32 protein-coding genes are annotated in these 25,330 nt (G+C 60.1%); 19 read left to right on the top strand and 13 right to left on the bottom strand.

From position 1 onward, the window contains the following. Positions 1-27: 27 nt before the first annotated feature. From ACR0MI_RS04425 to ACR0MI_RS04415, 3 genes are all read right to left on the bottom strand, one after another. The gene (locus ACR0MI_RS04425; protein ID WP_480853889.1) at positions 28-540 is read right to left on the bottom strand and encodes a MotE family protein; all 513 of its coding nucleotides are present in this window, start codon (positions 538-540) and stop codon (positions 28-30) included. A 68-nt stretch (positions 541-608) separates the two neighbouring features. Next, the gene (locus ACR0MI_RS04420) at positions 609-1,127 is read right to left on the bottom strand and encodes a hypothetical protein (RefSeq protein ID WP_480853744.1); all 519 of its coding nucleotides are present in this window, start codon (positions 1,125-1,127) and stop codon (positions 609-611) included. Positions 1,128-1,136: 9 nt separating this feature from the next. After that, on the bottom strand, positions 1,137-1,628 hold the full coding sequence (locus ACR0MI_RS04415; protein ID WP_170612962.1) for a flagellar basal body-associated FliL family protein: 492 nt from the start codon (positions 1,626-1,628) through the stop codon (positions 1,137-1,139). Positions 1,629-1,747: 119 nt separating this feature from the next. On the opposite strand from ACR0MI_RS04415, the gene fliF reads away from it, so the two are divergent. The 4 genes from fliF (at position 1,748) to fliP (ending at position 4,938) form a co-directional block, all read left to right on the top strand. Then, positions 1,748-3,343, top strand: a complete 1,596-nt coding sequence (gene fliF, locus ACR0MI_RS04410; protein WP_170612964.1) for a flagellar basal-body MS-ring/collar protein FliF — start codon at positions 1,748-1,750, stop codon at positions 3,341-3,343. Next, positions 3,343-3,801: an ABC transporter ATP-binding protein gene (locus ACR0MI_RS04405; RefSeq protein ID WP_480441000.1), complete on the top strand. Its 459-nt coding sequence runs from the start codon at positions 3,343-3,345 to the stop codon at positions 3,799-3,801. Before fliF ends, ACR0MI_RS04405 begins: the two co-directional genes overlap by 1 nt. A 130-nt stretch (positions 3,802-3,931) precedes the next feature. Next, the gene (locus tag ACR0MI_RS04400; protein WP_170612966.1) at positions 3,932-4,219 is read left to right on the top strand and encodes a FliM/FliN family flagellar motor C-terminal domain-containing protein; all 288 of its coding nucleotides are present in this window, start codon (positions 3,932-3,934) and stop codon (positions 4,217-4,219) included. Beyond that, complete coding sequence (gene fliP / locus ACR0MI_RS04395) at positions 4,219-4,938, top strand: flagellar type III secretion system pore protein FliP (protein ID WP_170612968.1); 720 nt, start codon at positions 4,219-4,221, stop codon at positions 4,936-4,938. The genes ACR0MI_RS04400 and fliP overlap by 1 nt, the downstream gene beginning before the upstream one ends. Before the next feature lie 9 nt (positions 4,939-4,947). On the opposite strand, the gene ACR0MI_RS04390 is transcribed toward fliP, so the two are convergent. Together ACR0MI_RS04390 and ACR0MI_RS04385 are read right to left on the bottom strand one after the other, a co-directional pair. Then, positions 4,948-6,399, bottom strand: a complete 1,452-nt coding sequence (locus ACR0MI_RS04390; RefSeq protein WP_170816830.1) for an ATP-binding protein — start codon at positions 6,397-6,399, stop codon at positions 4,948-4,950. Further along, the gene (locus ACR0MI_RS04385; protein ID WP_170612972.1) at positions 6,396-7,133 is read right to left on the bottom strand and encodes a response regulator transcription factor; all 738 of its coding nucleotides are present in this window, start codon (positions 7,131-7,133) and stop codon (positions 6,396-6,398) included. The genes ACR0MI_RS04390 and ACR0MI_RS04385 overlap by 4 nt, the downstream gene beginning before the upstream one ends. 218 nt (positions 7,134-7,351) lie before the next feature. Here ACR0MI_RS04385 and ACR0MI_RS04380 point away from each other — a divergent pair, with 218 nt between their 5' ends. The 4 genes from ACR0MI_RS04380 to ACR0MI_RS04365 are packed head-to-tail and all read left to right on the top strand — an operon-like array spanning position 7,352 to position 11,519. Further along, positions 7,352-8,596, top strand: coding sequence for an ABC transporter substrate-binding protein (locus ACR0MI_RS04380; protein WP_170619080.1), 1,245 nt, complete (start codon positions 7,352-7,354; stop codon positions 8,594-8,596). Positions 8,597-8,653: 57 nt separating this feature from the next. Beyond that, the gene (locus ACR0MI_RS04375; RefSeq protein ID WP_170612976.1) at positions 8,654-9,526 is read left to right on the top strand and encodes a carbohydrate ABC transporter permease; all 873 of its coding nucleotides are present in this window, start codon (positions 8,654-8,656) and stop codon (positions 9,524-9,526) included. Further along, entirely contained in the window at positions 9,519-10,418 is a 900-nt protein-coding gene (locus ACR0MI_RS04370) for a carbohydrate ABC transporter permease (protein ID WP_170612978.1), read from the top strand. Before ACR0MI_RS04375 ends, ACR0MI_RS04370 begins: the two co-directional genes overlap by 8 nt. Before the next feature lie 3 nt (positions 10,419-10,421). Then, complete coding sequence (locus ACR0MI_RS04365; protein WP_170612980.1) at positions 10,422-11,519, top strand: sn-glycerol-3-phosphate ABC transporter ATP-binding protein UgpC; 1,098 nt, start codon at positions 10,422-10,424, stop codon at positions 11,517-11,519. A 58-nt stretch (positions 11,520-11,577) separates the two neighbouring features. On the opposite strand, the gene ACR0MI_RS04360 is transcribed toward ACR0MI_RS04365, so the two are convergent. Both ACR0MI_RS04360 and ACR0MI_RS04355 read right to left on the bottom strand, forming a co-directional pair. After that, on the bottom strand, positions 11,578-12,186 hold the full coding sequence (locus tag ACR0MI_RS04360) for an MlaC/ttg2D family ABC transporter substrate-binding protein (protein WP_170612982.1): 609 nt from the start codon (positions 12,184-12,186) through the stop codon (positions 11,578-11,580). Further along, complete coding sequence (locus ACR0MI_RS04355) at positions 12,176-12,991, bottom strand: MlaA family lipoprotein (RefSeq protein WP_480441004.1); 816 nt, start codon at positions 12,989-12,991, stop codon at positions 12,176-12,178. Before ACR0MI_RS04355 ends, ACR0MI_RS04360 begins: the two co-directional genes overlap by 11 nt. 294 nt (positions 12,992-13,285) lie before the next feature. Here ACR0MI_RS04355 and ACR0MI_RS04350 point away from each other — a divergent pair, with 294 nt between their 5' ends. From ACR0MI_RS04350 to ACR0MI_RS04335, 4 genes are read left to right on the top strand one after another with little or no spacing between them, the layout of a single operon-like run. After that, positions 13,286-13,741, top strand: a complete 456-nt coding sequence (locus tag ACR0MI_RS04350) for a RidA family protein (RefSeq protein WP_170612984.1) — start codon at positions 13,286-13,288, stop codon at positions 13,739-13,741. Then, entirely contained in the window at positions 13,738-14,505 is a 768-nt protein-coding gene (locus ACR0MI_RS04345; RefSeq protein WP_170612986.1) for a glycerophosphodiester phosphodiesterase family protein, read from the top strand. Before ACR0MI_RS04350 ends, ACR0MI_RS04345 begins: the two co-directional genes overlap by 4 nt. A gap of 46 nt (positions 14,506-14,551) precedes the next feature. After that, positions 14,552-15,739: a GNAT family N-acetyltransferase gene (locus tag ACR0MI_RS04340; protein WP_170612988.1), complete on the top strand. Its 1,188-nt coding sequence runs from the start codon at positions 14,552-14,554 to the stop codon at positions 15,737-15,739. Beyond that, positions 15,736-16,029 carry a 4a-hydroxytetrahydrobiopterin dehydratase gene (locus tag ACR0MI_RS04335; RefSeq protein WP_170612990.1) on the top strand — a complete coding sequence of 98 codons (294 nt, stop codon included), beginning with the start codon at positions 15,736-15,738 and terminating at the stop codon, positions 16,027-16,029. The genes ACR0MI_RS04340 and ACR0MI_RS04335 overlap by 4 nt, the downstream gene beginning before the upstream one ends. Here the strand turns inward: ACR0MI_RS04335 and ACR0MI_RS04330 are convergent. From ACR0MI_RS04330 to ACR0MI_RS04315, 4 genes are all read right to left on the bottom strand, one after another. Then, positions 16,026-16,337, bottom strand: coding sequence for a hypothetical protein (locus ACR0MI_RS04330; RefSeq protein WP_170612992.1), 312 nt, complete (start codon positions 16,335-16,337; stop codon positions 16,026-16,028). The two genes, ACR0MI_RS04335 and ACR0MI_RS04330, sit on opposite strands and share 4 nt — an antisense overlap. A gap of 53 nt (positions 16,338-16,390) precedes the next feature. Continuing rightward, complete coding sequence (locus ACR0MI_RS04325; protein WP_170612994.1) at positions 16,391-16,738, bottom strand: hypothetical protein; 348 nt, start codon at positions 16,736-16,738, stop codon at positions 16,391-16,393. 11 nt (positions 16,739-16,749) lie between these two features. Further along, a complete protein-coding gene (locus ACR0MI_RS04320; protein ID WP_170612996.1) occupies positions 16,750-16,995 on the bottom strand; it encodes a glycine zipper 2TM domain-containing protein in 246 nt (81 codons plus the stop codon). Positions 16,996-17,099: 104 nt separating this feature from the next. Beyond that, a complete protein-coding gene (locus ACR0MI_RS04315; protein ID WP_170612998.1) occupies positions 17,100-17,585 on the bottom strand; it encodes a peroxiredoxin family protein in 486 nt (161 codons plus the stop codon). Between the two features lie 99 nt (positions 17,586-17,684). On the opposite strand from ACR0MI_RS04315, the gene ACR0MI_RS04310 reads away from it, so the two are divergent. The 4 genes from ACR0MI_RS04310 (at position 17,685) to ACR0MI_RS04295 (ending at position 20,369) form a co-directional block, all read left to right on the top strand. Next, positions 17,685-18,896: an NAD(P)/FAD-dependent oxidoreductase gene (locus tag ACR0MI_RS04310; protein ID WP_480853734.1), complete on the top strand. Its 1,212-nt coding sequence runs from the start codon at positions 17,685-17,687 to the stop codon at positions 18,894-18,896. Beyond that, positions 18,893-19,453 carry a 16S rRNA (guanine(966)-N(2))-methyltransferase RsmD gene (gene rsmD, locus ACR0MI_RS04305; protein WP_170613002.1) on the top strand — a complete coding sequence of 187 codons (561 nt, stop codon included), beginning with the start codon at positions 18,893-18,895 and terminating at the stop codon, positions 19,451-19,453. The genes ACR0MI_RS04310 and rsmD overlap by 4 nt, the downstream gene beginning before the upstream one ends. Before the next feature lie 76 nt (positions 19,454-19,529). Next, on the top strand, positions 19,530-20,165 hold the full coding sequence (locus ACR0MI_RS04300) for an HAD family hydrolase (protein WP_170613004.1): 636 nt from the start codon (positions 19,530-19,532) through the stop codon (positions 20,163-20,165). A 24-nt stretch (positions 20,166-20,189) separates the two neighbouring features. Then, a complete protein-coding gene (locus ACR0MI_RS04295; RefSeq protein WP_170613006.1) occupies positions 20,190-20,369 on the top strand; it encodes a hypothetical protein in 180 nt (59 codons plus the stop codon). Here ACR0MI_RS04295 and map read toward each other — a convergent pair. After that, positions 20,357-21,169 (bottom strand): type I methionyl aminopeptidase, encoded by an 813-nt coding sequence (gene map, locus ACR0MI_RS04290; protein WP_170613008.1) that lies wholly within the window; start codon positions 21,167-21,169, stop codon positions 20,357-20,359. The genes ACR0MI_RS04295 and map overlap by 13 nt on opposite strands. Positions 21,170-21,348: 179 nt before the next feature. Here map and ACR0MI_RS04285 point away from each other — a divergent pair, with 179 nt between their 5' ends. Then, on the top strand, positions 21,349-23,025 hold the full coding sequence (locus tag ACR0MI_RS04285) for a tetratricopeptide repeat-containing sulfotransferase family protein (RefSeq protein ID WP_170619081.1): 1,677 nt from the start codon (positions 21,349-21,351) through the stop codon (positions 23,023-23,025). A gap of 123 nt (positions 23,026-23,148) precedes the next feature. Here ACR0MI_RS04285 and sfsA read toward each other — a convergent pair whose 3' ends face one another. Beyond that, positions 23,149-23,850, bottom strand: coding sequence for a DNA/RNA nuclease SfsA (gene sfsA / locus ACR0MI_RS04280; RefSeq protein ID WP_170613012.1), 702 nt, complete (start codon positions 23,848-23,850; stop codon positions 23,149-23,151). Between the two features lie 49 nt (positions 23,851-23,899). On the opposite strand from sfsA, the gene ACR0MI_RS04275 reads away from it, so the two are divergent. Both ACR0MI_RS04275 and ACR0MI_RS04270 read left to right on the top strand, forming a co-directional pair. Further along, entirely contained in the window at positions 23,900-24,622 is a 723-nt protein-coding gene (locus tag ACR0MI_RS04275; protein ID WP_170613014.1) for a molybdopterin-binding protein, read from the top strand. Further along, entirely contained in the window at positions 24,619-25,329 is a 711-nt protein-coding gene (locus ACR0MI_RS04270; protein WP_170613016.1) for a GNAT family N-acetyltransferase, read from the top strand. The genes ACR0MI_RS04275 and ACR0MI_RS04270 overlap by 4 nt, the downstream gene beginning before the upstream one ends. Position 25,330 lies beyond the last annotated feature (1 nt).

Raw genomic sequence — 25,330 nt, 5'->3', positions numbered from 1 at the left:
GTGTTGCGGGTGTGACCAATAGTTTCATCATTCTTCGGGGGCCGATGCGTTGCGGCCTGCCATCACGACGCTCACCGTGTAGGCGACCTCGGGCGGGAGCCCGGAAAGAATGCCGGCCGCAGCATCGGAAGGCATTCGGGCCAGAAAACCTGCAGAGAACACCGGGTTCATAGTTTCGAATAATGCGGCGGCGTCTTTCGGCTTCATGCTTTGGTACATGTCCGTAAGCTTGCTCAGATCGCTTTCGGCGGCCGTGTCGGCGATGGCCAAAGTGGCTCGCAGGTCCTGTTCCGCCTGCTGCAGGGCAATCAGGCGGGATTCGATGGCCTGATCTGCTATTTCCAAGGCCTTTTCCCTATTCAGAAGGGTGTTTTCACGTTGTACCAGCTGTTCTTCCCGGCGAAGCAGTTCGGTCAGCAGAACCTGAACACCCGGTGCCTTTTGAGAAGCAGGTTGCAGCAGTGGCTGAGACGGGTCGGCAGCCTTTGCAAGGGCGGGGCCGGCTTCCAGACCCAATCGGATCACAGCGGACCCGACCATCAGCAAGGAAATCACAGTCAATACTCCGCCACGAGACCGACCCCGCCTGCTTGGCGTTTTTCGTTATTTCATGGCGTAGCCTCGCCTGATTTGCGGGCATGCCTGAAAAACATCAGACCTTCCGGCTGTCCCTTAGGCTGAGGTGCGACCTCGAAATCCTCGTGTTTCTCCGTATCCGGTTGCTTCGTGGGACCCTGTGGCGCCGGGGTCTCCGAATCCACCGCCGGTTCAATCGCGGAGTTTTCTGTCTCGGCTTCACCGGGCTCAGGGTCTTCCGGACCTGGGCCAACGTTGTCCTCGTCCGGGACAATGTCGTGCATTGAAGCCATCATCAGCTCGAGCCGCCCGGCTACGGACTCGGCACGCTGGGACAGGTCTTTTAAAGCAACTCCGGACTGATCGGAGGCAGACCGGGCCGACTCAAGCGATCTTTTTAGCGCGTCCGCCTGCGAGGACAGAACCGCCACGGCACCACCGACACCCTGCTCCAGATCAATGAATTTCCGGAGCCGCCGCGACAGTACAAAACAATACAGACCGGCGCCAAGCGCGCCTGCAACAAGCAAAATATCCGCAATCAGCTCCAATTTCGCCTCCTAATTCAGTACAAATTCCATCACCAGAACATCGCGGACGCGCCCTTTGCCCACGACAATTTCGATACGCCGCAGCAGGTGTCCACGAATGCGGATCAAAGCCAGCGAATCCTCCAAGTCTTCGACTTCGATCGCGCGGAGATAACCATTGAGAACGTCCATGACGCGGGGCTTCATCTTTTCGACATCACCGATGTAGGGTGCATTCACTTCAAGCTGGGCATGAAACCTCAGATGACGCGAATCGCCGACATCCACCGAAATGATCGCGGGTGGCAGGTCGACAAAGCCAATCTCGGGCACTGCTTCGGCAGAGATTTCAGCCGTTTCTTCATCGGATTCGGTACCGTTGCCAGCCAGCGGCAACAGGCCGGACGTTGCCAGAAAATAACCGCCGGCCGCACCCAGAACGGCCAAAACCGCCCCGACGATTAGGCCCGTTTTCCTCGGTTTTACCGGGGCTTCGCTTTCTTCAGCCGTTGCGTCAGCCATGGCGTCCTCATCCATCCGTTCGGCCACCGTCATAACCCCGCAGGGACTAACCGATTGTTAAGGGCAATCGTCCAAACAGAGGTTGCGCCGGGCAGAATGTCGGCGAGTCGGAGGTGAGAGTGCAGCAGATCGGAACTGTCTGGGCAAATTTGGACAGGCGTAGGCAAATTGTCGTCGCCGGTGCGGTGGTGCTGGTTTTTCTTGGGGTTCTTGCCATGTCCCGGCTGGTGACGGCACCGTCGATGACGTTGCTATATGCCGGGCTCGAAAGCGGGGCCGCTGGCGATATTGTCCGGGCCCTGGATCAGCGCGGGGTTGCATACGAAATTCGCGGCGGTTCGATTTATGTCCCCGGAACGCAGCGGGATGAACTGCGCATGACGCTCGCCAGCGAGGGGTTGCCTGCAAACGGCAACCGCGGGTACGAACTGCTCGACTCGCTTAGCGGGTTCGGCACCACGTCGCAGATGTTCGATGCCGCCTACTGGCGTGCCAAGGAAGGTGAGCTTGCCCGGACCATCGTCGGCAGTGCCTATGTCAGTCAGGCCCGTGTTCATATCGCAAACAGTTCTTCCAACCCGTTCAAGCGCAGCGCCGCGCCAACAGCATCGGTGTATCTGGTGCCTTCGGGTGGTCAGATTACGGCAGATCAGGCCCGTGCCATTCGCTTTCTGGTGTCGTCGGCAGTCAGTGGCCTGACCCCGGAAAACGTGGCGGTTATCGATTCAAACGGAGCGGTGATCGGCGCGCAGGAAAGTCGGGCCGCGGCAGACACGGCTGATGACAAGGCCCGAACCCTGCGCGAGCGGGTTTTGCGCCTGGTCGAGGCCCGCGTTGGTGCGGGAAACGCAGTGGTCGAAGTCAGTGTCGATACGGTGACAAGAACTGAATCGATCCGCGAACGCCGCATCGATCCCGAAACGCGCGTGGCGATTAGCACGGATGTAGAAGAACGTACGGACAGTGCACGCAACCAGTCCTCGGATGTGACCGTCGCGTCGAACCTTCCGGATGGCGACGCGGCGGGCGGTGACGAATCTAACTCCACTGCGACCCAGACCCGGGAACGGGTGAATTACGAAGTGTCCGAGACCGAACTGGAAGTGCACAACGCCCCTGGGGCGGTCAAAAGACTGACAGTGGCAGTTCTCGTTAACGGTTTCAGGGAAGTGACGGATGAAGGGACGGAAAACTTTGTGCCACTGCCGCAGACCGAGCTGGACGCGCTTCGCGAGCTGGTCGCGTCTGCCGTTGGTTTCGACGCTGCGCGGGGCGACGTGATTACACTCAAATCGATGGATATGCCTTTGATAGAGCCTAAAGGAGTGCTGGTTTCCGGTTCCTTCTGGCCGAAACTCCATCTGGACGCCATGTCTCTGATTCAGATGGCGGTGCTGGCGATTGTCTCTCTGATCCTGGGGTTGTTTGTAATCCGCCCGATTCTGACAAAGCCGGTTGCGGCCACCGCGCTTTTGCCTGCGGACCGTAGGCCCGAGTCTGAGGACGCTCCGTTTCTTGTTGGTGAAATCGCGACGGCGGATGGGGTAGAGTTTGCGCAAATACCCAGTCAGGCGAAGCAGGCAGAGGTTCCCGCGCTGGGGTCGCCTGCCGGCGCTGACCCGGTTGACCGCTTGCGCGCAATGATCGGTGAAAAGCAGGAAGAAACAGTCGAAATTCTGCGCAGCTGGCTTGAAGAAGGTGAGGAGGCTGTGTGATGTCCATCGCCCATCTCCTTGAAGACTTCTCGGCACAGGCCAGTGGTGTTCAGGTTCATCTGCTGGACGAGGAGGCGCTGGAAGAGCATCGCCTTGCCGCATTTGAACACGGCTACAAGGCGGGTTGGGAGGATGCCCTGACCGCACAGGAACAAAGCCTTGATCGGACGTCCGCTGCGCTGGCCGCCTCGCTTGAAGACATGTCCTTCACCTATCACGAGGCGCTGAACCGGATGTCGCTGTCGCTTGAGCCGATGTTCGAGGGGCTCGTCCGTCTTGTTCTGCCGGAAACGCTGGAGCGGGGCTTTGGGACCCGTCTGGTGGAGCAGTTGTGCGAATTGGCTGGCGAGCAGATCGGTCAGCCCATGCAAATACTGGTTCCTGTGGGGCAGGGGAATGGTGTCGGCGCTCTTGTGCCGCCGGGTCTGAGCCCACCCCCAAAAGTGATCGAGGATTGATCGTTGGAACCGGGGACGGCGCGGCTGCAGGTTGGCATGTCGCAGCAGGAGGTGGATTGCAACGCCTTGCTGGCGTCGATTTCCAGCGCATTCGACGCTTATCTGTTCGAGGCAAGAAAGGCACTGTCAAATGAGCGAAAATCAGACCCTAAATAAGGGCAAATTAAATCCGTTTGAAACCGTCCCGATCGAAGTGACGGTCTCGGTCGGTCGGGCGCGGCCATTGATCCGCGACCTGCTGGCGTTGGGCGAAAACGCGGTACTGACCCTGGACAAGCGTATCGAGGATCCCGTTGACCTGTATGTTGGCGACCAGCTGGTTGCGCGGGGGCTTCTGGAAGAATTGGAGGGCGATCAGGCCGGTCAACTGGCCGTGCGCCTGACCGAGATATCGGATCTTCAGCGCGGGATCGGCTGATGCGTCCGCTGGTCTGGCTTGCCTTGGCGCTGGCGCTGCTGACCCCGTCTTTGGCGGCGGCTCAGGATGTGACCTTGTCGCTGGGCGAGGGTGGATCGATCTCGGCGCGCACAGTGCAGCTGATCCTGTTGATCACCGTGCTGAGTCTGGCGCCCGGACTGGCCATCATGATCACGTGCTTTCCGTTTCTGGTTACGGTTCTGGCCATATTGCGGCAGGGCATCGGCCTGCAGCAGTCACCGCCGAACATGTTGATTGTCAGCTTGGCCCTGTTCCTGACCTATTTCATCATGGAGCCGGTTTTCACCGAGGCCTGGGAAAACGGAATACGCCCAATGGTTGAAAAGACAATGGAAGTGGAACGTGCGCTGGTTCCATTTCGCGCCTTCATGGCCGCACGACTCGACCCGGACACGTTTCACGCCATGGCGGCCCTGCGTCCGGGCGGCGACACGATTGCGCTGTCGCCGGACGCGCCGGCATCTGTTCTGATGCCGTCTTTCATGCTGTCGGAAATTGCGCGGGCCTTTCAGATCGGATTTCTGATTTTCCTGCCGTTTCTGATCATTGATCTTGTGGTCGCAGCGGTTCTCATGTCGATGGGCATGATGATGGTTCCCCCGGCTACCGTGTCACTGCCGTTTAAACTGGCCTTTTTTGTCATCGCTGACGGGTGGTCCCTGATCGCAAGCGCGTTGGTGCGCAGTTACACGATCTGACAATGACCACTATTGCCGTGTGATGTGCAGACGGGCACGCAATCCCTGTTCTCCGGCCTCGAAGCTAAGTGTCCCACCATGCTGTTCGGCGATGGTTGCGGCGATCGTCAGGCCCAGGCCATAGCCGTCAGAGGATCCGATATTCGACCCGCGTCGGAACGGTGCCATCAGTGCCTCGATATCCGCAGCGTTCAGGTCGGCGCCTTTGTCCTCGACTGTGATGGTGGCCGTCTGGGCATCTGTCGCAAGCCCGACCTCGGCCTGCCGCCCGTATTTCAGAGCATTGTCGATCAGATTGGTCAATGCGCGTTTCAGCGAAATTGGCCGCCCGATAACCAGAATGCGCCGGGTTTCAGGCATCGAGCCGTGGCCGCGGCGCGACATGAAAACTGAACGCCCGCCTTCGACCAGAACAGGGGCGGCCTGTTTCAGGGTGACGGGCCGGTCCATGTCCTGGTAATCGGCCACCACGGCTTCAACCAGCGCCGTCAGCGAGATCTGACGTGGCTCCTCGACACTGAGTTCGGACCGTGTCAAAGTCAGGACGCTTTCGATCATTCCGGTCATCTGGTCCACGTCAGCCTCGAGTTTCTCGCGCAGGTCTCGGTCGGGGATCAGGGCGGCGCGCAACCGAACGCGCGTAGCCGGTGTGCCCAGATCGTGACTGACGCCAGACAAGACAATGGCGCGCTTTTCCAGCTGCGCCCGTTCCGCATCAAGATGGTCGTTCACGGCCTCGACGATTTCGCGCAGTTCGCCTGGGCCCTCGGTATCGTAGCTGTCCGGCCCGCCGCGCCGCTTTCGGTCGCGCAGTGCGTGTGAGAACCGGGTAAATGTGTCGCTGACATTCCCGACCGCGGTAAGAAGGATCGCCAACGCAACAACGGCCACCAGAATTGCGGGCAGCCGGAGATCAGCTGGTGCGGCACCGCAGCCCCAGACGTCGGTTCCGTCCACCATCTGCCACGCACTGCGCCCAAAGCGGGCGATCAGAACCGGTTCGCTGCAATAGGTCGCCAGCAGCCGGGTCAGGCTGCCCATCTTTTCCGGCCCAGTCTGATCACTGCCCGAGAGAATGTCCGAAACGGGGTAAACCAGGCGGTCCGACATGACGGCCAGGGTCAGTTCGCGCCCGCTCAGCGGGGCGGAACTGTCGGTGAAGATCGACAGGTTGGTGACAAAACTGCGGTCCGACATGCCGGGCAGTTGTTCGAACCGGCCGACTTCGGCAAGGGCGGCGCTTGGCACGGGCAATCGGGTTATCGTGATGCCGGAGGGCGGGGTTTTGCCGACACGCAGGTCCTCATAGACCGCGAAGCCCGCAACTTGCGCCCGCGTCAGGAAACCCTCCCACGCCTGCGCAGACGCAAACCACAGTCCGGCTGAAACCAAACCGGCGGAAAACGCGGCGATTGTCCAGATCCAGCCCAGGCTGCGCAGACGCAACGCAGGCCTGTTCATGCGTCCTCTTCCACCGAAACGTCCGCGGCAAAGACATATCCCAGCCCCCGTTCGGTTCGCAGCATTTGCGGCTCTTTGGGATTGGCCTCGATCTTCGAACGCAGACGTCCCACCAGCATATCGATGGCGCGGCCCTGTGCCTCGCTCTTGTCGCCATCACCGGTGACGTCCAACGCTGCGGCGATCTCGACCCGGGTCAGCGGGATATGCGGATTGGCCAGCAACACCTTGAGCAAAGCGCTTTCGCGCTGAGAAAGGGGCACCAGATAGCCCTCGGGCGAAAAAACCTCGTCCCGTTTTCCGTCATATACCCAGCCGGCAAAGCGAAAGGTCCGGGTGCGGCGGCGATAGGCCAGAGACGGCGTGCGCCGAGTCCGCTGCATCACGGCCCGCACCCGCGCCAGCAGCAGATGCGGGTTGAAAGGCTTGGCGATATAGTCGTCCGCGCCCACCTCGTACCCGGCCATGCGCTGATGATCGGCAGACAAGGCGGACACGAATATGATCGGGACATCCTGTTCGCGCCGCAATCGGGCGCAGATGTCCACGCCGTTCTCATCCCCCAGCATGACATCCAGCAGAATAAGGTCGATGCGCCCCGAGGACATATGCGTGCGGATCTCCATGTCCGAACTGGCGGGAAGTGCGATGAACCCGTTTTGTTGCAGAAACTGGGTCATCATCAACCGCATTTCGGGGTCGTCATCCACCACCAACAAGCGCGAAATGGTCACGCTTCTCCTCCCTGTCACGGTTTCAGTCCGGCTCGCCAATTGTAACGAACGGCAACAGATTCAAGTCCAACGTAACAGGCTGTAACAAATGGTGGGAAAAATTCCACTGTTGCCGGGATTTACCCCGGAAAATCATTGCCAGACGGCCATCCGCTATCCGTAGTATCGCGCATCGCCGCCGATCCGGTGGCTAAAAAAGTATCTGGGAGGATCCCTTTATGAAACGTTTTGCATTGTCCGCAGTTTCGACTCTGGCTGTGGTCGCAGGCACCTCGGTTACGGCCGAGCCGCAGGCCGAAGTTCTGCACTGGTGGACATCCGGCGGCGAGGCCAAATCGGTCGCCGTTCTGCAGGAAGAATTTGCCTCGAATGGCGGTACCTGGACTGACATGCCCGTTGCCGGCGGCGGTGGTGATGCGGCAATGACCGCGCTGCGGGCCCGTGTTCTGGCTGGTAACGCGCCGACTGCGGTTCAGTTGAAAGGCCCGGCCATTCAGGAATGGTACGAAGAAGGCGTTCTGGCTGACATCTCGAACGTGGCCGAGGCCGAAGGCTGGGCGGATGTCCTGCCCGCGTCGATCGCCGGTCACATGATGTGCGAAGGCACGTGGTGCGCCGCTCCGGTAAACGTCCACCGCATCGACTGGATCTGGGCGAACGCCGATGTGCTGGCTGCCAACGGCATCGAAATGCCCACCTCGTGGGAAGAGTTCAACGCCGCAGCCGAGAAACTGCTGGCCGCCGGTGTGATCCCTCTGGCCCATGGTGGGCAGGCGTGGCAGGACGCGACCGTGTTCGAAGCGGTTGCTTTGGGTCTGGGTGGACCCGAGTTCTACCAGAAGGCTTTTGTTGATCTGGACCCTGAAACGCTGACCTCGGACACCATGGTTCAGGTCTTTGACCAGATGCGCACCCTGCGCGGGTTCGTGGATGAAAACTTCTCGGGCCGTGACTGGAACCTGGCCACCGCCATGGTGATGAATGGCGAAGCGGCGTTCCAGATCATGGGTGACTGGGCCAAGGGCGAATTCCTGGCGGCTGGCAAGAAGCCCGGCGAGGACTTCCTGTGCGCCTCGACCCCCGGCGACGGCTACCTGTACAACGTCGACAGCTTTGCCATGTTTGACGTGGAAGGTGACGACAAGCGCGCCGGCCAGGAACTGCTGGCCAAGCTGATCGTTGCGCCGAACTTCCAGGAAGTGTTCAACCTGAACAAAGGCTCGATCCCGGCCCGTACGGATGTTGCACTGGATGCGTTCGACATCTGCGCGCAAATTTCGGCCGAAGACATGGGCTCGACCTCGGCAGGCGGTTCGCTTCTGCCTTCTTACGCGCATGGTATGGCTCTGCGCGGTGCGCAGGCTGGTGCGATCACCGACGTTGTGACCGCGCATTTCAACTCGGATATGTCCTCGGCTGACGCGGTTCAGCAACTGGCGGACGCGGTGGCAAACAGCTACTGATCCAATACGCTCTGCCCCCTATACTGAGGGGCAGAGCATCTTTCCCCGGAGGAAAAAATGTCCGAATGGCTGGAAAACCACCTGCCCAAGGTGGTGCTGGCACCGTCGTTCATCGCCGTATTGATCTTTGTCTACGGCTTTATCGGATGGACCGCATGGGTGTCGCTGACCCGATCGAAGCTTCTGCCGAAATACGAGATCAAGGGCTTCATTCAATACGAACGCCTGTTCGACTCGCCCCGTTGGGATACGGCGATCAACAACCTTTATATCTTTGGCGCGCTGTTCATCGTAATCGCGATGATGCTGGGCCTGTTGCTGGCTATTCTGCTGGATCAGAAGATCCGCGTCGAAGGGGCCATTCGCACGATCTACCTGTACCCCATGGCGCTGTCGATGATTGTGACCGGTACCGCGTGGAAGTGGATCCTCAACCCGGGCCTGGGTATCGAGGCGATGGTGCAGGGCTGGGGCTTTCCGAACTTCGAATTCGACTGGCTGGTGAACCCGGATTACGCCATCTACACCATCGTCATTGCTGCGATCTGGCAGAGCTCGGGCTTTGTCATGGCGCTGTTCCTGGCCGGTTTGCGTTCGGTGGATGGTGAGATCATCAAGGCCGCGCAGGTCGATGGTATCCCCACATGGCGCATCTATACGGCAATCATTATCCCCTCGATGGCCCCGATCTTCCTGTCTGCCTTCATCGTGCTGGCGCACCTTGCGATCAAGAGCTTTGACCTTGTCATCGCCCTGACGGGTGGCGGTCCGGGCTACGCGACCGATCTGCCCGCAACCTACATGTACGCCATGGCGTTTTCGCGTGGCGATATCGGTCAGGCGGCTTCGTCGGCAATGATCATGATGCTGGTCGTCTTTGCCATCGTGGTTCCCTATCTTTACTCAGAGCTGAGGGCGAAAAATGACTGATCTGTCGATGCCCCAAACCCAAACCCGCACCCAAAGTGCCACCGGCAAGATTGCCCTGCGTTGGCTGCTTTATGTCCTGCTGGGCCTGTTCGCGCTGTATTACTTGATGCCGCTGTTCGTGATGTTGACCACATCGTTGAAAAGCCTCGAAGAAATCCGCACAGGCAGCCTGATCTCTCTGCCGCGCGAGGTCAGCTTTGAGGCCTGGAAAACCGCGTGGTCCGGTGCCTGCACCGGTATCCAGTGCGAGGGCCTGCGGCCCTATTTCTGGAACTCGGTCCTGATCGCGGTGCCTGCCGTGGCCATCTCGACACTGCTGGGTGCGCTGAATGGCTATGTCGTGGCGCAATGGCGGTTCAAGGGCGCGAACATCATCTTCTCGCTGATGCTGTTTGGCTGCTTCATCCCGTTCCAGGTTGTCCTGCTGCCGATGGCGCGCCTGTTGGGCATGATGGGCATTGCCGGGACCATTCCGGGCCTGATCTTCGTTCATGTGATCTACGGGCTGGGCTTCACCACGCTGTTCTTCCGCAACTACTATGTCACCATTCCGGCCGAACTGACCAAAGCGGCCCGAGTCGATGGGGCCGGGTTCCTGCGGATTTTCTGGTCGATCTTCCTGCCGCTGTCGCTGCCCATCATCGTGGTGACCGTAATCTGGCAGTTCACGCAGATCTGGAACGACTTCCTGTTCGGCGTGTCGTTCAGCCAGGCGGGCACGCAGCCCGTGACCGTGGCGCTCAACAACATCGTAAACTCCACCACCGGCGTCAAAGAGTACAACGTCGACATGGCCGCCGCGATCATCGCGGGGCTGCCGACGCTGCTCGTCTATGTCGTTGCCGGTAAGTATTTCATCCGCGGCCTGACCGCCGGTTCCGTGAAGGGATAACCCATGGCTCCCATCCTCGATATCAACAACCTGTATAAGAATTACGGTGCGACCGAGATTCTGAAGGACATCAACATCTCGATCGAACCGGGCGATTTCCTGGTGCTGGTCGGCCCCTCGGGCTGCGGCAAGTCCACCCTGTTGAACTGCATTGCAGGTCTGGAGCCGATCTCGGGCGGCACCCTTTCCATCGGTGGCAACGACATGACCCATGTCAGCCCCAAGGATCGCGACATCGCGATGGTGTTCCAATCATACGCTCTGTATCCGACCATGACTGTCGCCAAAAACATCACCTTTGGTATGAAGGTGCGAGGCGTCGACCAGGCCACGCAGGACGCGAAACTGAAAGATGTCGCGTCACTGCTGCAAATCGAGCAGTTGCTGAACCGTCGTCCCAGCCAGTTGTCTGGTGGCCAACGTCAGCGTGTGGCGATGGGGCGGGCGCTGGTGCGCGATCCCAAGCTGTTTCTCTTTGATGAACCCCTGTCCAACCTTGACGCCAAGCTGCGGGTCGAGATGCGGACCGAGATCAAGAAGTTGCACCAGACGCTGGATGCCTCAATCGTCTATGTGACCCATGATCAGATCGAGGCGATGACGCTGGCCACCAAGATCGTCGTTCTGAAAGGCGGCATCGTGCAGCAGATCGGCAGCCCGGCCGAGATCTACAACAATCCGGCCAACCTGTTTGTCGCTGACTTCATGGGCTCGCCCGCGATGAACCTGATCCCGGCCAAAGCATCGAACACTGGGTCAGGCACCCAGATCGCTATCTCGCGCGGAGCGGGCGAGACGCTGGTGTTGAACGATGCCCGCGACTTGTCCCTGCCAAAGGATGTGATCCTTGGCCTGCGCCCCGAGGATATCGCCGAAGCAGGCTTTCGTGCAGGAGCGGGCGTACAGGAGGCTGCGTGCATGGTCGATATGGTCGAACCTGCAGGCGCGGACACTTATGTGGTCTCGGAACTGGGCGGCAAACAGGTCACGGCGCGCCTGCATGCGGAAACCAGCGCACAGGCTGGTCAGATGCTGAACCTGGCCTTCGACATGAGCAAAGTGTCTTATTTCGCCGAAGAGACCGGCGAACGCCTCAACTGAAATGAAAAAGCGCCGCGCGAGTGTTTCGCGCGGCGCTTTTTTGATCTCTCGAATGGGATCAGCTGAGCCGGTTCATGTCTTTGATCAGCCTGTTCAGGTCGCCGCCACGCGCATCCAGCATCGCTCCGACTTCGGTCCGTTCGGTCAGCAGCATGTTCACCCCTTCGATGAACATATTGAAGAACCGGTCACGCCCGGATTTGTCCGAGACCAGAAAGGTTACATCGAACGGCGCGGATCCCTTTAGCTTGACCGAGGTTCTGACCTCGTAGCCAGCCTTGATTTTCCGCGCGTCGCGAACAGTTACTTCGCCACCAATGAATTCGCGGAACCGGCGTCCGTATTTGGTCGAAATGTAGCCCTGAAACGCCTTGGTGAACTGTTTCAGCTGCGTCGGGCTGGCCGCGCGGCCATCGGCGCCCAGCACATAACGCGCCATGATCGGCACATCGGCATATTGCACGAAGATCTTTTCAAAATCGCGCAACATGGCATTTTCGGATTTGCCCGAGGCGATCACGCGATTGATGTCGTCAACAACGCTGACAACCAAAGCCTTGGCACTGGCTTCGGTCTGGGCAAGCGCGGGCAGGGGGACTAGGGCAAGCGCAAGGCCTGCCAATCCGGTGGCAACAAAATCGCGTCTGTTCAGAGGGTTATTCGGCATAGGGGTCCTCGTAAGGGTCTAGATAGGGGTCCCTGACAGGGTCGGTTCCGGTTTCGGCATAGGGGTCAGTATAAAGACCCAGATAGGCGTCCTCATCGTCTCTGGCCAGTTCAAAGCGGCGATTTTGCAGGTAGATCGTGCGCGCCTGGGCATAGCTGTCGGCGCTTTCATACAGGATCGAGTCGACCGTGTCTGCAAACCGTCCCCGGTCGCCCATCCGGCGCACAACTTCGGCATAGACGCCGATGTTGTCCACCGGGCGGACCGGGCTGAAATTGATCGGGTTCGAGAACAGGTTGACGATCACACCGACCGAGTCCCGCGCGGTCGACGGACCATAGAAGGGCAGTTCGACATAGGCGCCTTCACCGACCCCCCAGACATGCAGGGTTTCACCGAAATCCGTGTCAACTGGCGGCAGGTTCAATTCGCTTGCCGGGTCGGACAGGCCCACACCGCCCACGGTCGTATTGATCAGAAACCGCAGCAGCGCATTGCCGGACTGTTTGATATTGCCCTGCAAAAGATAGTCCAGGGCCTGACCGGGCATGGTCAGGTTCTCGGCGAAATGGTTGAAGCTTGTGACCATCGGGTCGGGCACGATCTTCACGTAGCCTTTCGAGGCGGGACGAAACAGAAACCGGTCAACGCCAAGGTTGAATTTGTGGATGCCCCGGTTGGCGTTTTCATACGGATCAAAGATTTCTCCGCGTGCGGCTTGGTCCTGCGGCTGGGATGCGCAGGCGCTCAGGACAGCAAACACAGACAGCAGGATCAGAGATTTCAGGCTGAACTTACTCGACACGGTCTTCGTTACTCCAATACATCCGTTGCGGGTACACCGGATACTTAATCAATGTGGCCTTTTTCAGCGCTTCAAGGCCCAATTCGCCGTCACATATGTGTTTCGCAATCACTTTGAAACACATAGCGTTTAACCCGCCGAAAGGAAGTAGGTAAAGTGACTCAAGTTCAACAGTTCAGAATAAGAAAAGTTTCGCCAAGGCCGTTCAGCGATGAAAAATGACGGTTTCCAGCTTTCCCAACCGCGTGTTCGCGGTTAGCGTCCGCCCGAGTCAAACAAGGTGAGGATCATCACATGAGCATTGCAGCGAAACTGGAAAGCCTGGGCGTCGCCCTTCCGGACGCACCCGCACCGGCCGCGAACTACGTGCCCTTCGTACGTGTTGGCAACATCGTCTATGTCTCGGGTCAGATTTCCAAGGCCGACGATCTGATTACCGGCAAACTGGGTGACGACATGGATGTCGAGGCAGGCGCAGCCGCAGCCAGGGTGTGCGCCATTAACCTGCTGGCCCAAGTCAAGGCGGCTTGTGGTGGCGATATCGAGAAACTCGTGCGCGTTATCAAGCTGACCGGCTTTGTGAACTCGACCGCTGATTTCACGGCCCAGCCGCAGGTCATCAACGGCGCGTCCGATTTTCTGGTCGAGGCGCTGGGCGAAGCCGGCCGCCACTCGCGCTCGGCTGTCAGTGCGGCATCCCTGCCGCTGGGTGTTGCGGTCGAGATCGAAGGCATTTTCGAAGTCCAATGACGCCATCTCTGCCAGCAGAGTTCCTGCGAGCCCCGATTGCGCATCGGGCGTTGCACGACATTGCGGATCACCGCCCGGAAAACAGCCGGGCGGCCATTTGCGCGGCCGTCAAGGCCGGGTACGGGGTCGAGGTTGATCTGCAACTGACGGCCGATGACCGGGCCATGGTATTTCACGACTATGACATGACCCGGCTGACCGGTCAGCCTGGCCCGATACGTCAGACCACCTGCGCGCAGGCACAGGCCACGTCTCTGCTGCATGGCGATGACGGTATTCCCACGCTGGACGAAGTGCTGGAGCTGATTGGGGGCAAGGTGCCACTGCTGATCGAGCTCAAGGATCAGGACGGTGCCATGGGCACTGATATCGGGTCGTTGGAACACGACACCGTGCGGGCACTGCGCGGGTATGAAGGCCCCGTGGCGCTGATGTCCTTCAACCCCAACAGCGTTGCGGAACTGGCGCGGCTTGCCCCGCATCTGCCACGTGGTCTGGTCACGTGTTCCTACGATCCAAAGGTGGAGCTTCTGCCGCAAGAGGTTTGCGACCACTTGCGCGAAATCCCGGATTTCGACCGGGTCGGCGCTGGTTTCATAAGTCACGAGGCGGAGGACCTTTCCCGTCCCCGCGTGGCTGAACTCAAGGCGCGTGGCGTGCCGATCCTGTGCTGGACCGTTCGCTCGCCTGGGCAGGAGGCCGAGGCGCGCAAGGTTGCCGACAACGTAACCTTCGAGGGGTATCTGGCGGCACATCCGGGTTGATCCCGCCCCGGGCCGTCACAGATAAAGAACAGACGCGGGAGGGGATATGGATCAGGCGCAGATTGAGGTTCGGGTTCTTGGGTCGCTCTCGCAGATACCTGCGGTCGAGTGGGACAGTTGCGCTTGTCCCGAGACTGATGATGGTGGGCGTCCGCTGGACCCGTTCACCACGCACCGGTTCCTGCTGGCGCTCGAAGAAAGCGGCTCGGTCGGGCGCGGTACCGGTTGGCAGCCGCAATATCTGACGGCTTATCTGGACGGGATGCTGATTGCTGCCGCCCCGATGTATGCCAAATCGCACAGCCAGGGCGAGTATATCTTCGACCATAGCTGGGCCCATGCCTATGAGAATGCCGGCGGGCGCTACTATCCGAAGCTGCAAATCGCAGTACCTTTTACCCCGGCAACCGGGCGCCGTTTTCTGGTGCGGCCCGGCTATGAAGGTGTCGGCACGTCGGCGCTGGTTCAGGGCGCGGTGCAACTGGCAGCCGACAACCGGGTCTCGTCAATTCACATCACTTTTTGTACCGATGATGAGGCGCGTGCAGGTGAGCAGATGGGACTGATGCACCGAACCTCGCAGCAGTTTCACTGGCTCAATGACAACTACACGGATTTCGATGCGTTTTTGAGGGCGCTGTCGTCCCGCAAGCGCAAGAACATCCGCAAGGAACGGGCACAGGCAAACGGCTTCGGCGGAGACATTCGCACACTGACAGGCGCGGATCTGCATCCCGACCACTGGGACGCTTTCTGGCGCTTTTACCAGGATACCGGATCGCGCAAGTGGGGGGCGCCCTATCTGACGCGCCAGTTCTTTGATATTGCACAGGAAACCATGGCAGATGACATGGCGTTGGTGTTGGCTGAACGCGATGGGTATCCGGTTGCCGGGGCGCTGAACTTCATCGGGCGTGAAACGCTGTTCGGACGCTATTGGGGCTGTGTCGAGCATCACCCCTGTCTGCATTTCGAGTTGTGCTATTATAGAGCGATCGACTTCGCCATCGCTCATGGCCTCAAACGGGTCGAGGCGGGCGCGCAGGGCGAGCACAAGCTGGCCCGCGGCTATCTGCCCACGCGTACGCACAGTCTGCACTGGATCGGCGATCCGGGATTTGCGGACGCTGTGCAGAATTATCTGGACGCCGAAGCCCGCGCGGTGGGAGAAGAGATTGAGATTCTGACGGACTATGGCCCGTTCAGAAAATCGAACCCGGAGGAACAGCAATGACCGAACTATTGTCGACCGAGACACGCGGCCCGCTACTGGATCCGTTGTTCAGGAACGGCTGGACGATGGTCGATGACCGGGATGCAATCACAAAAACCTTTATCTTCGAGGATTTTGTCCACGCTTTTGGCTGGATGACGCAGGTGGCGATCTTTGCGGAAAAGTGGAACCACCACCCCGAATGGTCGAATATCTACCGCACGGTCGAAGTGGTCCTGTCCACCCATGACGTAGGCGGCCTTTCCGCGCTGGATGCCAAGCTGGCGCGCAAGATGGACAGTCTGCTCTAGCCCCGGTCGCTACCCGAGCCCACACCGCCCGCCAATGATGCGGCTACGCCCATCTGTTCGAATTCAGCCGGAGTAACCGTGCCATCGCTGACATTGATGCCGCCTGGAATCCGGGTTGTCTTGTTGCCGATCGACCGGACGCTGCGCGCCGCCGGGTTAATATCGAGACAACGTGTCTGATAACAGGTCAGACCATTGGTGTTGATCTGGATACGCGCCTGCCCGTCGGGGCCTGTCACTACCGGGGCCTGCGGGACGTTACAGGCCGCCATCACGCTCAGAACACCAAGGCCAATCCATTTGTTCATCAAAGGCTCCTGTCCCATCAGATCAGCCCCGGTTGTTCCGCGGCCGGTCCGTTTCAGTCCAGCTGGCCATTGCCGTCCTGGTCGGCGGCCAGAAAATCTTGGTTCATCTGTGCGTCATATTCGGCACGAGAAACCTGGCTATCGTTGTTGCGGTCCACTTTCCGGAACATGTCGAGACTTAGAAAGGGTTTCGCTTCGGCCTGACCCAGGGTGCCATTCTTGTCCTCATCCATTGCCTGAAAGGCATAGTCGGAAAAGGCGTTGAACTCGTCCCGCGACAGGAAGCCGTCGTTGTTTCCGTCGATGGCGTTCAGCTCGCCCTCATGCAATTCGGCGACGCTTTCCGCGGAAACGGCACCGGCCATCATCATGGCCATGATCACTATAATACCACGTTTCATCCTGCCTCTCCTCAGCACGCGTAACGTTGACCGGACACGCCACCGGCTGCCGCACCGGCTGCCGTCAGGATCGTTTGGCCCGATCCGCCGCCAAACTGATTGCCGATGGCCCCGCCAATCAGCGCACCACCCAAGGTCCCGCTGAGGCAGGCAATCTCATGCTGCCGTGCGGCTTGCTGCTGCGGTGTGGGGGCCGGTCCACAGGCCGCCAACAAGCCTGCGCCACCTAAAATCAAAGGAAAAATCTTTAGCATCATAAACAAACTCCCCGGTTATATGTGCCAAGTATTCGCACTTCGGGGCGTTGCATCAAGTTAAATGCACTTTAACCGGCCCCGGCTTGCCCCGGGGCCAGCCAATTTCAGATGACGTCCAGCAGACCTTCGCCGGCCGAAATTTCACATGCGCCCGGGCTTTCTTCGAGGTTCAGCGCCACGACCCGGCCGTCTTCGACCAGCATCGCATAGCGTTTCGACCGCGCGATCAGACCCGCGGGCGGGGCGTCGAAGTCCATTCCGATGGCTTTCGTGAACTCGGATGCTGCATCGGCCAGCATGGTCAGGCCCGCATCCGAGGCGCCCGTCGCCTCGCCCCATGCTTTCATCACGAACGGATCGTTGACCGAGATGCAGATGATCTCGTCGACGCCTTTGGCGCTGAACTGATCCTTGGTGCGCATAAAGCTGGGCACATGCGCCGAATGGCAGGTCGGCGTGAATGCGCCCGGTACGGCAAAGATCACCACCTTGCGCCCTTTGGTCTTGTCCGACACCCGAACCTCTTCCGGGCCTTCCGCACCGATCTGGGTCAGCGTGGCTTCGGGCAGCATATCACCTGTTGAAATCATTTTAGCGCTCCTGTCATTTGGATTTGCAGAGTCGGTCCCTGCCGCAATATAGGTGAGCGGATCAAGTTAACCACGGGAATTCGACAGGGTGGGAGGAACATGAGCCATATTGTCGTGATTGGTGCCGGTCAGGCCGGATCTTCGCTTGTTGCCAGACTGCGCAAGGACGGGTTTGAGGGGGACATTACCCTGATCGGGGCCGAGCCGCATCTGCCCTACCAGCGCCCGCCATTGTCCAAAGCCTACCTGTTGGGTGAGATGGAGCTGGAACGCCTGTTCCTGCGACCCGAAAGCTTCTATGCCGAGAACAATATCACCCTGCGTCTCGGCCAGCGTGTCTCCGCCATCGACCCAAACGCAAAAACCGTTACTCTGGGCGATGAGGTCATTCCTTACGACGAGCTGGCACTGACCACCGGATCGGACCCGCGCCGCCTGCCCGCATCCATAGGCGGGGATCTGGACGGCGTGCACGTGGTGCGTGATCTGGCCCATATCGACGAGATGGAGCCCCGTGTGACAGACGGCGCACGCGCGTTGATCGTGGGCGGCGGTTACATTGGCCTCGAGGCTGCGGCGGTCTGCGCCAAGCGCGGAGTCAAGGTGACGCTGGTCGAGATGGCCGACCGCATCCTGCAACGGGTCGCTTCCCGCGAGACCAGCGACTATTTCCGCGCCCTGCACAGTGAATATGGCGCCGACATCCGCGAAGGCGTCGGGCTGGACCGGCTGGTTGGCGACAACGGCAAGGTCACCGGCGCGGTACTGACCGACGGTACCGAGCTTGCGGTTGATTTCGTGGTGGTCGGCGTTGGTATCGCCCCGTCGACCCAATTGGCTGAAATGGCAGGCCTGGAACTGGACAACGGCATCAAGACCGACGCCCATGGCCGCACTTCTGACCCGTCGATCTGGGCGGCGGGCGACTGCGCGTCCTTCCCGCACAAGGGCGATCGTATCCGCCTTGAAAGCGTGCCAAACGCCATCGATCAGGCCGAGATCGTGGCCCAGAACATGCTGGGGGCTGCAAAGGACTATGTTGCAACGCCGTGGTTCTGGTCAGACCAGTACGACGTGAAACTGCAAATCGCGGGGCTGAACACCGGTTATGACCGCGTTGTGACCCGAAAGGGCGAGGGTCAGACCGTTTCGTTCTGGTATTACAGCGGGGATCGGTTGATTGCCGTTGATGCGATGAACGACCCGCGCGCCTACATGGTCGGCAAGCGCCTGATCGAAATGGGCAAGACGGCGGATCCGGCGACTGTGGCCGACCCCGACGCGGACCTGAAACCGCTGCTCAAGGCGTGAGGATCATCGCCGGAGACTTCCGGGGCCGCGCGCTGGCCCCGGTCGGCAAGGGGGACGCAGGCGCGCATTTGCGCCCCACCACGGACCGGGTCCGCGAAAGCCTGTTCAATGTTCTGGCCCACAAGATCGACTTTGACGGCCTGCGGGTGCTGGACCTGTTCGCGGGCACAGGCGCATTGGGGCTCGAGGCGCTGTCACGCGGAGCATCTCATGTGACCTTTGTCGATGACGGGCGCGTGGCGCAGGGGCTGATCCGACGCAATATCGACCTGACCCGCAGTGCCGACCGCACCAACCTGATCCGCCGCGATGCGACCCGGTTGGGTGAAAACCCCGGCGCGCCCTGTGATCTGATCTTTCTGGATCCGCCTTACGGCAAGGCGCTGGGCCAGAAGGCAATTGCCGCTGCCCTGACCGGCGGCTGGATCAGCGACCACGCGGTTCTGGTCTGGGAAGAAAACTCTGCCATGGTTGTACCTGAGGGGTTCAGCCTGCTGGATGCACGGAAATACGGCGACACCCATATCTCATTGATGCAGCGTGGCGTTTCGGATTGAAACGACCTGCGCGGATTACAGGTTTGCAGGCTGGTCGATCCTCGGCTAGCTCAACCGAAAACAGGCGGAGGACCGTATGCACGATCTGGTCATTTTCGATTGCGACGGAGTTCTGGTTGATAGTGAGGTCATCTCGAACCGGGTCTTGATGGAAAATCTGGCGCGATACGGGCTGAGCCTGTCACTGCCGGAGTGTATGTCTCTGTTCGTGGGTGGAACCATGACAGGTGTCCGGGACAAAGCGCGGGCTTTGGGCGCGGACCTGCCCGACGACTGGACCGATCAGGTTTATGCGGAAACATACGAAAAGCTGCGGGCAGGCGTGCCGTTGGTGGCAGGTGTGCAAAGCCTGCTGACGCTTTTGGATCAGAAGGGCATTTCGTTCTGTGTCGCGTCCAATGGAAGCCCGGACAAGATGCGGATCACATTGGGCCAGAATGGGCTGTGGGACCGGTTCAGCGATGTGATGTATTCCGCCCATGTGCTGGGAACCGGCAAACCCGAGCCGGATATGTTTCTGGCCGCCGCTGAACGTTTCGGTTCGATGTCCCCGGTGGTGATCGAAGACAGCGTGAATGGCGTCACTGCCGCCATTCGTGCCGGAATGCGGTGCCTGGGGTTTGCCGCCCATGACGACGGGGCATCTCTGGCGCAACTGGGGGCCGAGGTGTTTCACGACATGGCCGACGCCCCGCGGCTTTTGGGAATCTGAGCCGGGCGTGCTACCATCCCTGATATGGACCGCGCCTTACCGTCTCCGTTCTGGACGATCACATCCGATACCGACACAACGACCGGCCCGCCGCCAAAACCGCGTCGCGCGCCCGTGTTTATCCATGACGCAATCACCCCATGGGGTGACGAGACGATGCTGCTGAAACTGCTGCGCGAGCAGGCTGCCGATCAGGAAGAATAGGTCGGGTGGAACTTTCCGCCCGGCGACAGGGTAAAGATCTCGACCCCGTCCGAAGTCACCCCTACCGAATGCTCGAATTGCGCCGACAGAGACTTGTCGCGGGTCACGGCGGTCCAGTCATCGGCCAGTGTCTTGGTCTCGGGGCGGCCCAGGTTCACCATCGGCTCGATGGTAAAGAACATCCCCTCTTCCAGTTTGGCTCCGGTACCCGGACGACCGTAATGCAGCACGTTCGGCGGGGCGTGGAAGACCCGGCCCAGACCGTGGCCGCAGAAATCGCGGACAACGCTCATCCGATGGGCCTCGACATAGGTCTGAATGGCATGGCCGATATCGCCGAAAGTATTGCCGGGCTTGACCATTTCGATGCCCTTGAACAACGCGTCATGGGTTACCTGGATCAGTCGTTCCGCCTTGCGCGGCAGTTTGCCCGCAACATACATGCGCGACGTGTCGCCGAACCAGCCATCAACAATGACGGTGACGTCGACATTGAGGATATCGCCGTCTTTCAGCTTTTTGTCGCCGGGGATGCCGTGGCAGACCACGTGGTTCACGCTGATGCAGCTTGCGTGCTGATAGCCCTTGTAACCGATAGTGGCCGAAGTCGCGCCCGCATCTTCGACCATCTGCGTGATGAGACCGTCAATCGCGCCTGTGGTCTGGCCCGGAAAAACATGGTCGGCAATGTCGTCGAGAATCCGCGCCGCCAGCGCCCCTGCCGCATGCATCCCGGCAAAGTCACCCTGTTCATAAATGCGGATGCCGTCCTTGGTCAGACGGCCACGATGCTCTTTCATCGACGCTAAGCTCCAAATGTGTCGCGCAGCATTCCTTTTACGCTGCTTGTGCAGAAAGTACCAGAGGGTGCAGGGTAGCACCTGCAGTCGGAGGGTTGCCTCATCTCTGGTAGACCCTGCGGGCAGAATGAAATAGCACATGGCAATAGCCGCCGGGTTTGCGCAAATCACAGAAAGGCATGGCAATGCAAAAAGCTGATCAGCTGAGGGCCGAAATCGCCAGCATCAGCGATCTGCTCAGGAAAGGCCGGGCTGATCGGGCTTTCAAACGGGCAACCAAGGCCGCCAAGAAATGGCCGAACGTGTCGGCATTGCCAAGACTTGCCGGTCTGTGTGCGATCCAGCAGGGCAAGTTCCCTCTGGCCCAGACTTATTTCGAACGGGCATGGCGGCTGGAACCCGGAAACGCGGATTTGATCCAGAATTACGGCATGAGCCTTGTTCAGGGAGGCGACGCTGGCAAGGCGCTGGCGTTCATTGACAAAATCGGCGCGCGCGCACCCCTGACGCCACCCCAGCAGTTCATTCGCGCGATGGCGTTTCTGCGAGAGCAGAAGGAACAAAAGGCGTTGGAAGCCGTTGATCTGGTGCTGAAGCGCCAGCCCGGCAATCTCGAGGCGCAGTGCCTGAAAGCCGATATTCTGGACGAATTGCGCCGCTGGGACGATGCGGTCGGGCTCCTGACGGCGCTTGTCAAACAGCATCCCAAATTTCAGTACGGGCAATTGCGCCTGTCCAAGGCTCTGGCCGGGGTCGGTCGGCTGGACGAAGCCCTGAAACACGCACGTCTAGCGCTTGCCTTGGCGCCCGGTCATCCGGAAACACTGGAGTTCATTTGCAAGCTGTCGGGCCTGAAGCAGGACGATCTGCCTGCCTTGCGGGCTCAGGTCTCAAAATTCCTCGGCGAGGGGCCGATCGCCAACCGTGAAAGTGCCTCGCTGATTCACTTCGCTGCCGCAAGCCTTGCGCGTCTGGACAAGGACCTGGCGCAGGAGATGCATCATCTGGACGAGGCGCACGAACTGCGGCGCGACGGTTTGGAAAGTCTGGAGGAGAGCCGCGAGAAGGAATGCCGCGACCGTCTTGCTGCGCCTTTGCCGAAGGAATCTTCGGACCCGCGAACCGACATTCCCCGACCGATCTTTGTTGTCGGCCTTGCCAGATCGGGCACAACTCTGGTCGAGCGTATCCTGTCGGCACATTCACAGGTACAGGGGCTGGGAGAGCTTGCCACCGTTCAGTTCTGGGTGATGAAAGAGGAAAGCCTGCATTCACAGGCGCAACCACTGGCGGATTACTATGTCGAGCGCCTGCCCGAGCTGAACCGGGACGCCGCGGCCTTTGTGGACAAGATGCCGGGCAACTACGCCTATCTCGGCGCGATTGCACAGGCCTTTCCCAATGCGCTGATCCTGAACGTCCAGCGCGATCCAAGGGACGTCGCCCTGTCGATGTGGCGCGAGAATTTCGGCGCGCAGGGGATGTATTTCACGCATGACTTCAAATGGATGGCGGCCGAGGCCAACCGTTACCGCCGCTACATGCAGCACTGGCACAAGGAACTGCCGGGCCGTATTCACGACATCCGGTACGAGTATCTGGTCAACAATCTGCAGGACGCGGCAGCCGAGCTTGCCCAAGTTTGCGACCTGTCGTTCGAAGAAAGCATGCTGACGCCGCAATCCTCATCGGACGCGGTCAAAACCGCCAGCAGCCTTCAGGTCCGCCGGCCCGTCAGCACGTCGTCGGTCGGGCGTTGGCGCGAGGTGGCGGATCACTTGGCGCCATTTGTGAAGCGTCTGGATGCGGAGCTTTGGCCGGAGGTGTACGAAGAGGCTCAAGACGCCGTGAAGTAAGAGGCCCAAATTCAAGGAGACCCATGAACTCCACCTTGTCAGGAAACGCAGGTAACCCGTCGGTATCTTTGTGGTGATCCAAATCTGGGTTGAAACGAAACGCCTGCGCCGTGCAAGGCGTCTTTAGGTGGGAATGGGTCTCGGGTTTACCCAAACACCTTCCGGCGAAATCCGCGTTCCGTAAACCAGCCGCTCGACGCCCTGCGCCTGCGCGGCCTCGAAGGCGGCCGCATAGGCGGGGTCGATATCGTCGGCCAGCGCAAACCGGTCGCAATCGGTGCGCTGCACCAGATAAAGCATAATGGCGCGGTGTCCTTGTGTGGCCATCGCCGCCAGCTCGCCCAGATGTTTGGTGCCGCGCGCGGTTACGCTGTCTGGGAACTCGGCCAGACCGGGCTGGCGGGACAGGGTGACGCTTTTGACCTCGACATAGGCGTCCGGCAGGCCAGGCCCGGTCAGAAGGAAATCGATGCGGCTGTTCTGGCCGTATTTCACCTCGGCTCGGATGGTTTCATATGCCGCCAGTTCCGGGATTTGACCGGCGTTCAGTGCTGCGCGCAGGGCTTTATTCGGAACCGATGTATCGACCCCGGTGAAATGTCCGTTTTCGTGATCGACCAGCCGCCAGCCGTATTTCAGCTTTTTCTTCGGATCGTCATTGGGCTCCAGCCAGACTTGCTCACCCGGTTCGGCCAGCCCCATCATTGAGCCGGGGTTGGCGCAATGAGCTGTAACCTCGCGCCCGTCCTCAATCGTGCAGTCGGCCAAGAAGCGTTTGTATCGGCGGATCAGGCGGGCGGGGACAAGAGGGGTTTCAAATCGCATGTCTCACGGCCTATACCTGCCCAAACGGTCGATCAAGAGGGGAGCGCACATGGCCAATCCAACCGCCGCAATGCTGGTGATCGGGGATGAAATCCTGTCCGGCCGCACCCGCGACGCCAATATGCACTATCTTGCTCAGGAGCTGACCAAGCACGGCATCGACCTGAAAGAGGTCCGCATCGTTTCAGATGAGGCACAGGCCATCGAGGCGGCGGTCAGGGCGCTGTCCGATGCGCACGATCATGTCTTCACCAGCGGTGGCATCGGCCCGACCCATGACGATATCACCGCCGATTGCATCGCCCGCGCGTTTGAAACCCCAATTGATATTCGCGCCGACGCACGTGCCCTGCTGGAGGCGCATTACGACAAGTCGGGGCTGGACCTGAACGCTGCCCGTCTGCGCATGGCGCGCATTCCGGACGGTGCCGTACTGATCGAAAACCCGGTCTCGACGGCGCCAGGCTTCACCATCGAAAACGTGCATGTGATGGCTGGGGTGCCCTCCGTCTTTCAGGCAATGGTGGCCAGCGTTCTGCCCACGCTGACCGGCGGCAGCCCGTTGTTGTCGCAGACCCTGCGCATCGACCGCGGTGAAGGGGATATCGCGCAAACCCTGGCGTCGCTGGCCGAGGAGTTTTCCGATCTGACCATCGGCTGCTACCCGTTCCAGATCAACGGGGTCTTTGGTGCCAACGTCGTTGTGCGCGGCACCGATGGTGCCCGCATCGACGCCGCAACCACCCGTCTGGCGAAAGAGCTTCAGCTTTGAGCGTCAACTGGGAGGCCGTGGTGGATGGCACATGGCCGGCCGCCGCGTACGAAACGATCGGGCCGTTCCGGCTGCGGCAAGGGGAGGGTGGCGGCTCTCGGGTGTCCGCCGCCAGTGCGACTTCTTCCGCGACCGAAGCCGATATTGATGCGGCCGAGAAAGCCATGGTGGAACTGGGGCAGAAACGCCTCTTCTGTCTGCGTCCGGGGGACGACGCGCTGGATGCCCAGCTTGCTGAACGCGGCTACACGGTGCTTGATCCGGTCAACATCTACACCTGCCCGGTCGGGCATTTGACGGACGTGCCGGTGCCGCGCGTGACTGTTTTTACCATCTGGAAACCGCTTGCGATCATGTGTGAGATTTGGGCGACGGCCGGTATCGGGCCGCAGCGTCTGGCCGTCATGGATCGGACGGGCGGCCCCAAGACCGGCCTGCTGCTGCGGCGCAAAGACCAACCGGCGGGGGTTGGATTTGTGGCTGTACATGAAGGGGTTGCCATGATGCACGCGTTGGAGATCCTGCCCGCCCATCGCCGACAGGGTCTGGGACAATGGGCCATGCGCGCCGCGGCCTTTTGGGCGCTGGACAACGGCGCCCATACCTTTAGCGTGATCTGCACCAAGGCAAATACCGGCGCCAATCGTCTCTATCACTCGCTTGGGATGGAGGTCGCCGGAGAGTATCACTACCGCCAGCTGGCCTGAG

The sequence above is a fragment of the Ruegeria sp. D4 genome (assembly GCF_056534475.1).
This window is presented reverse-complemented; position numbering and strand designations above follow the sequence as displayed.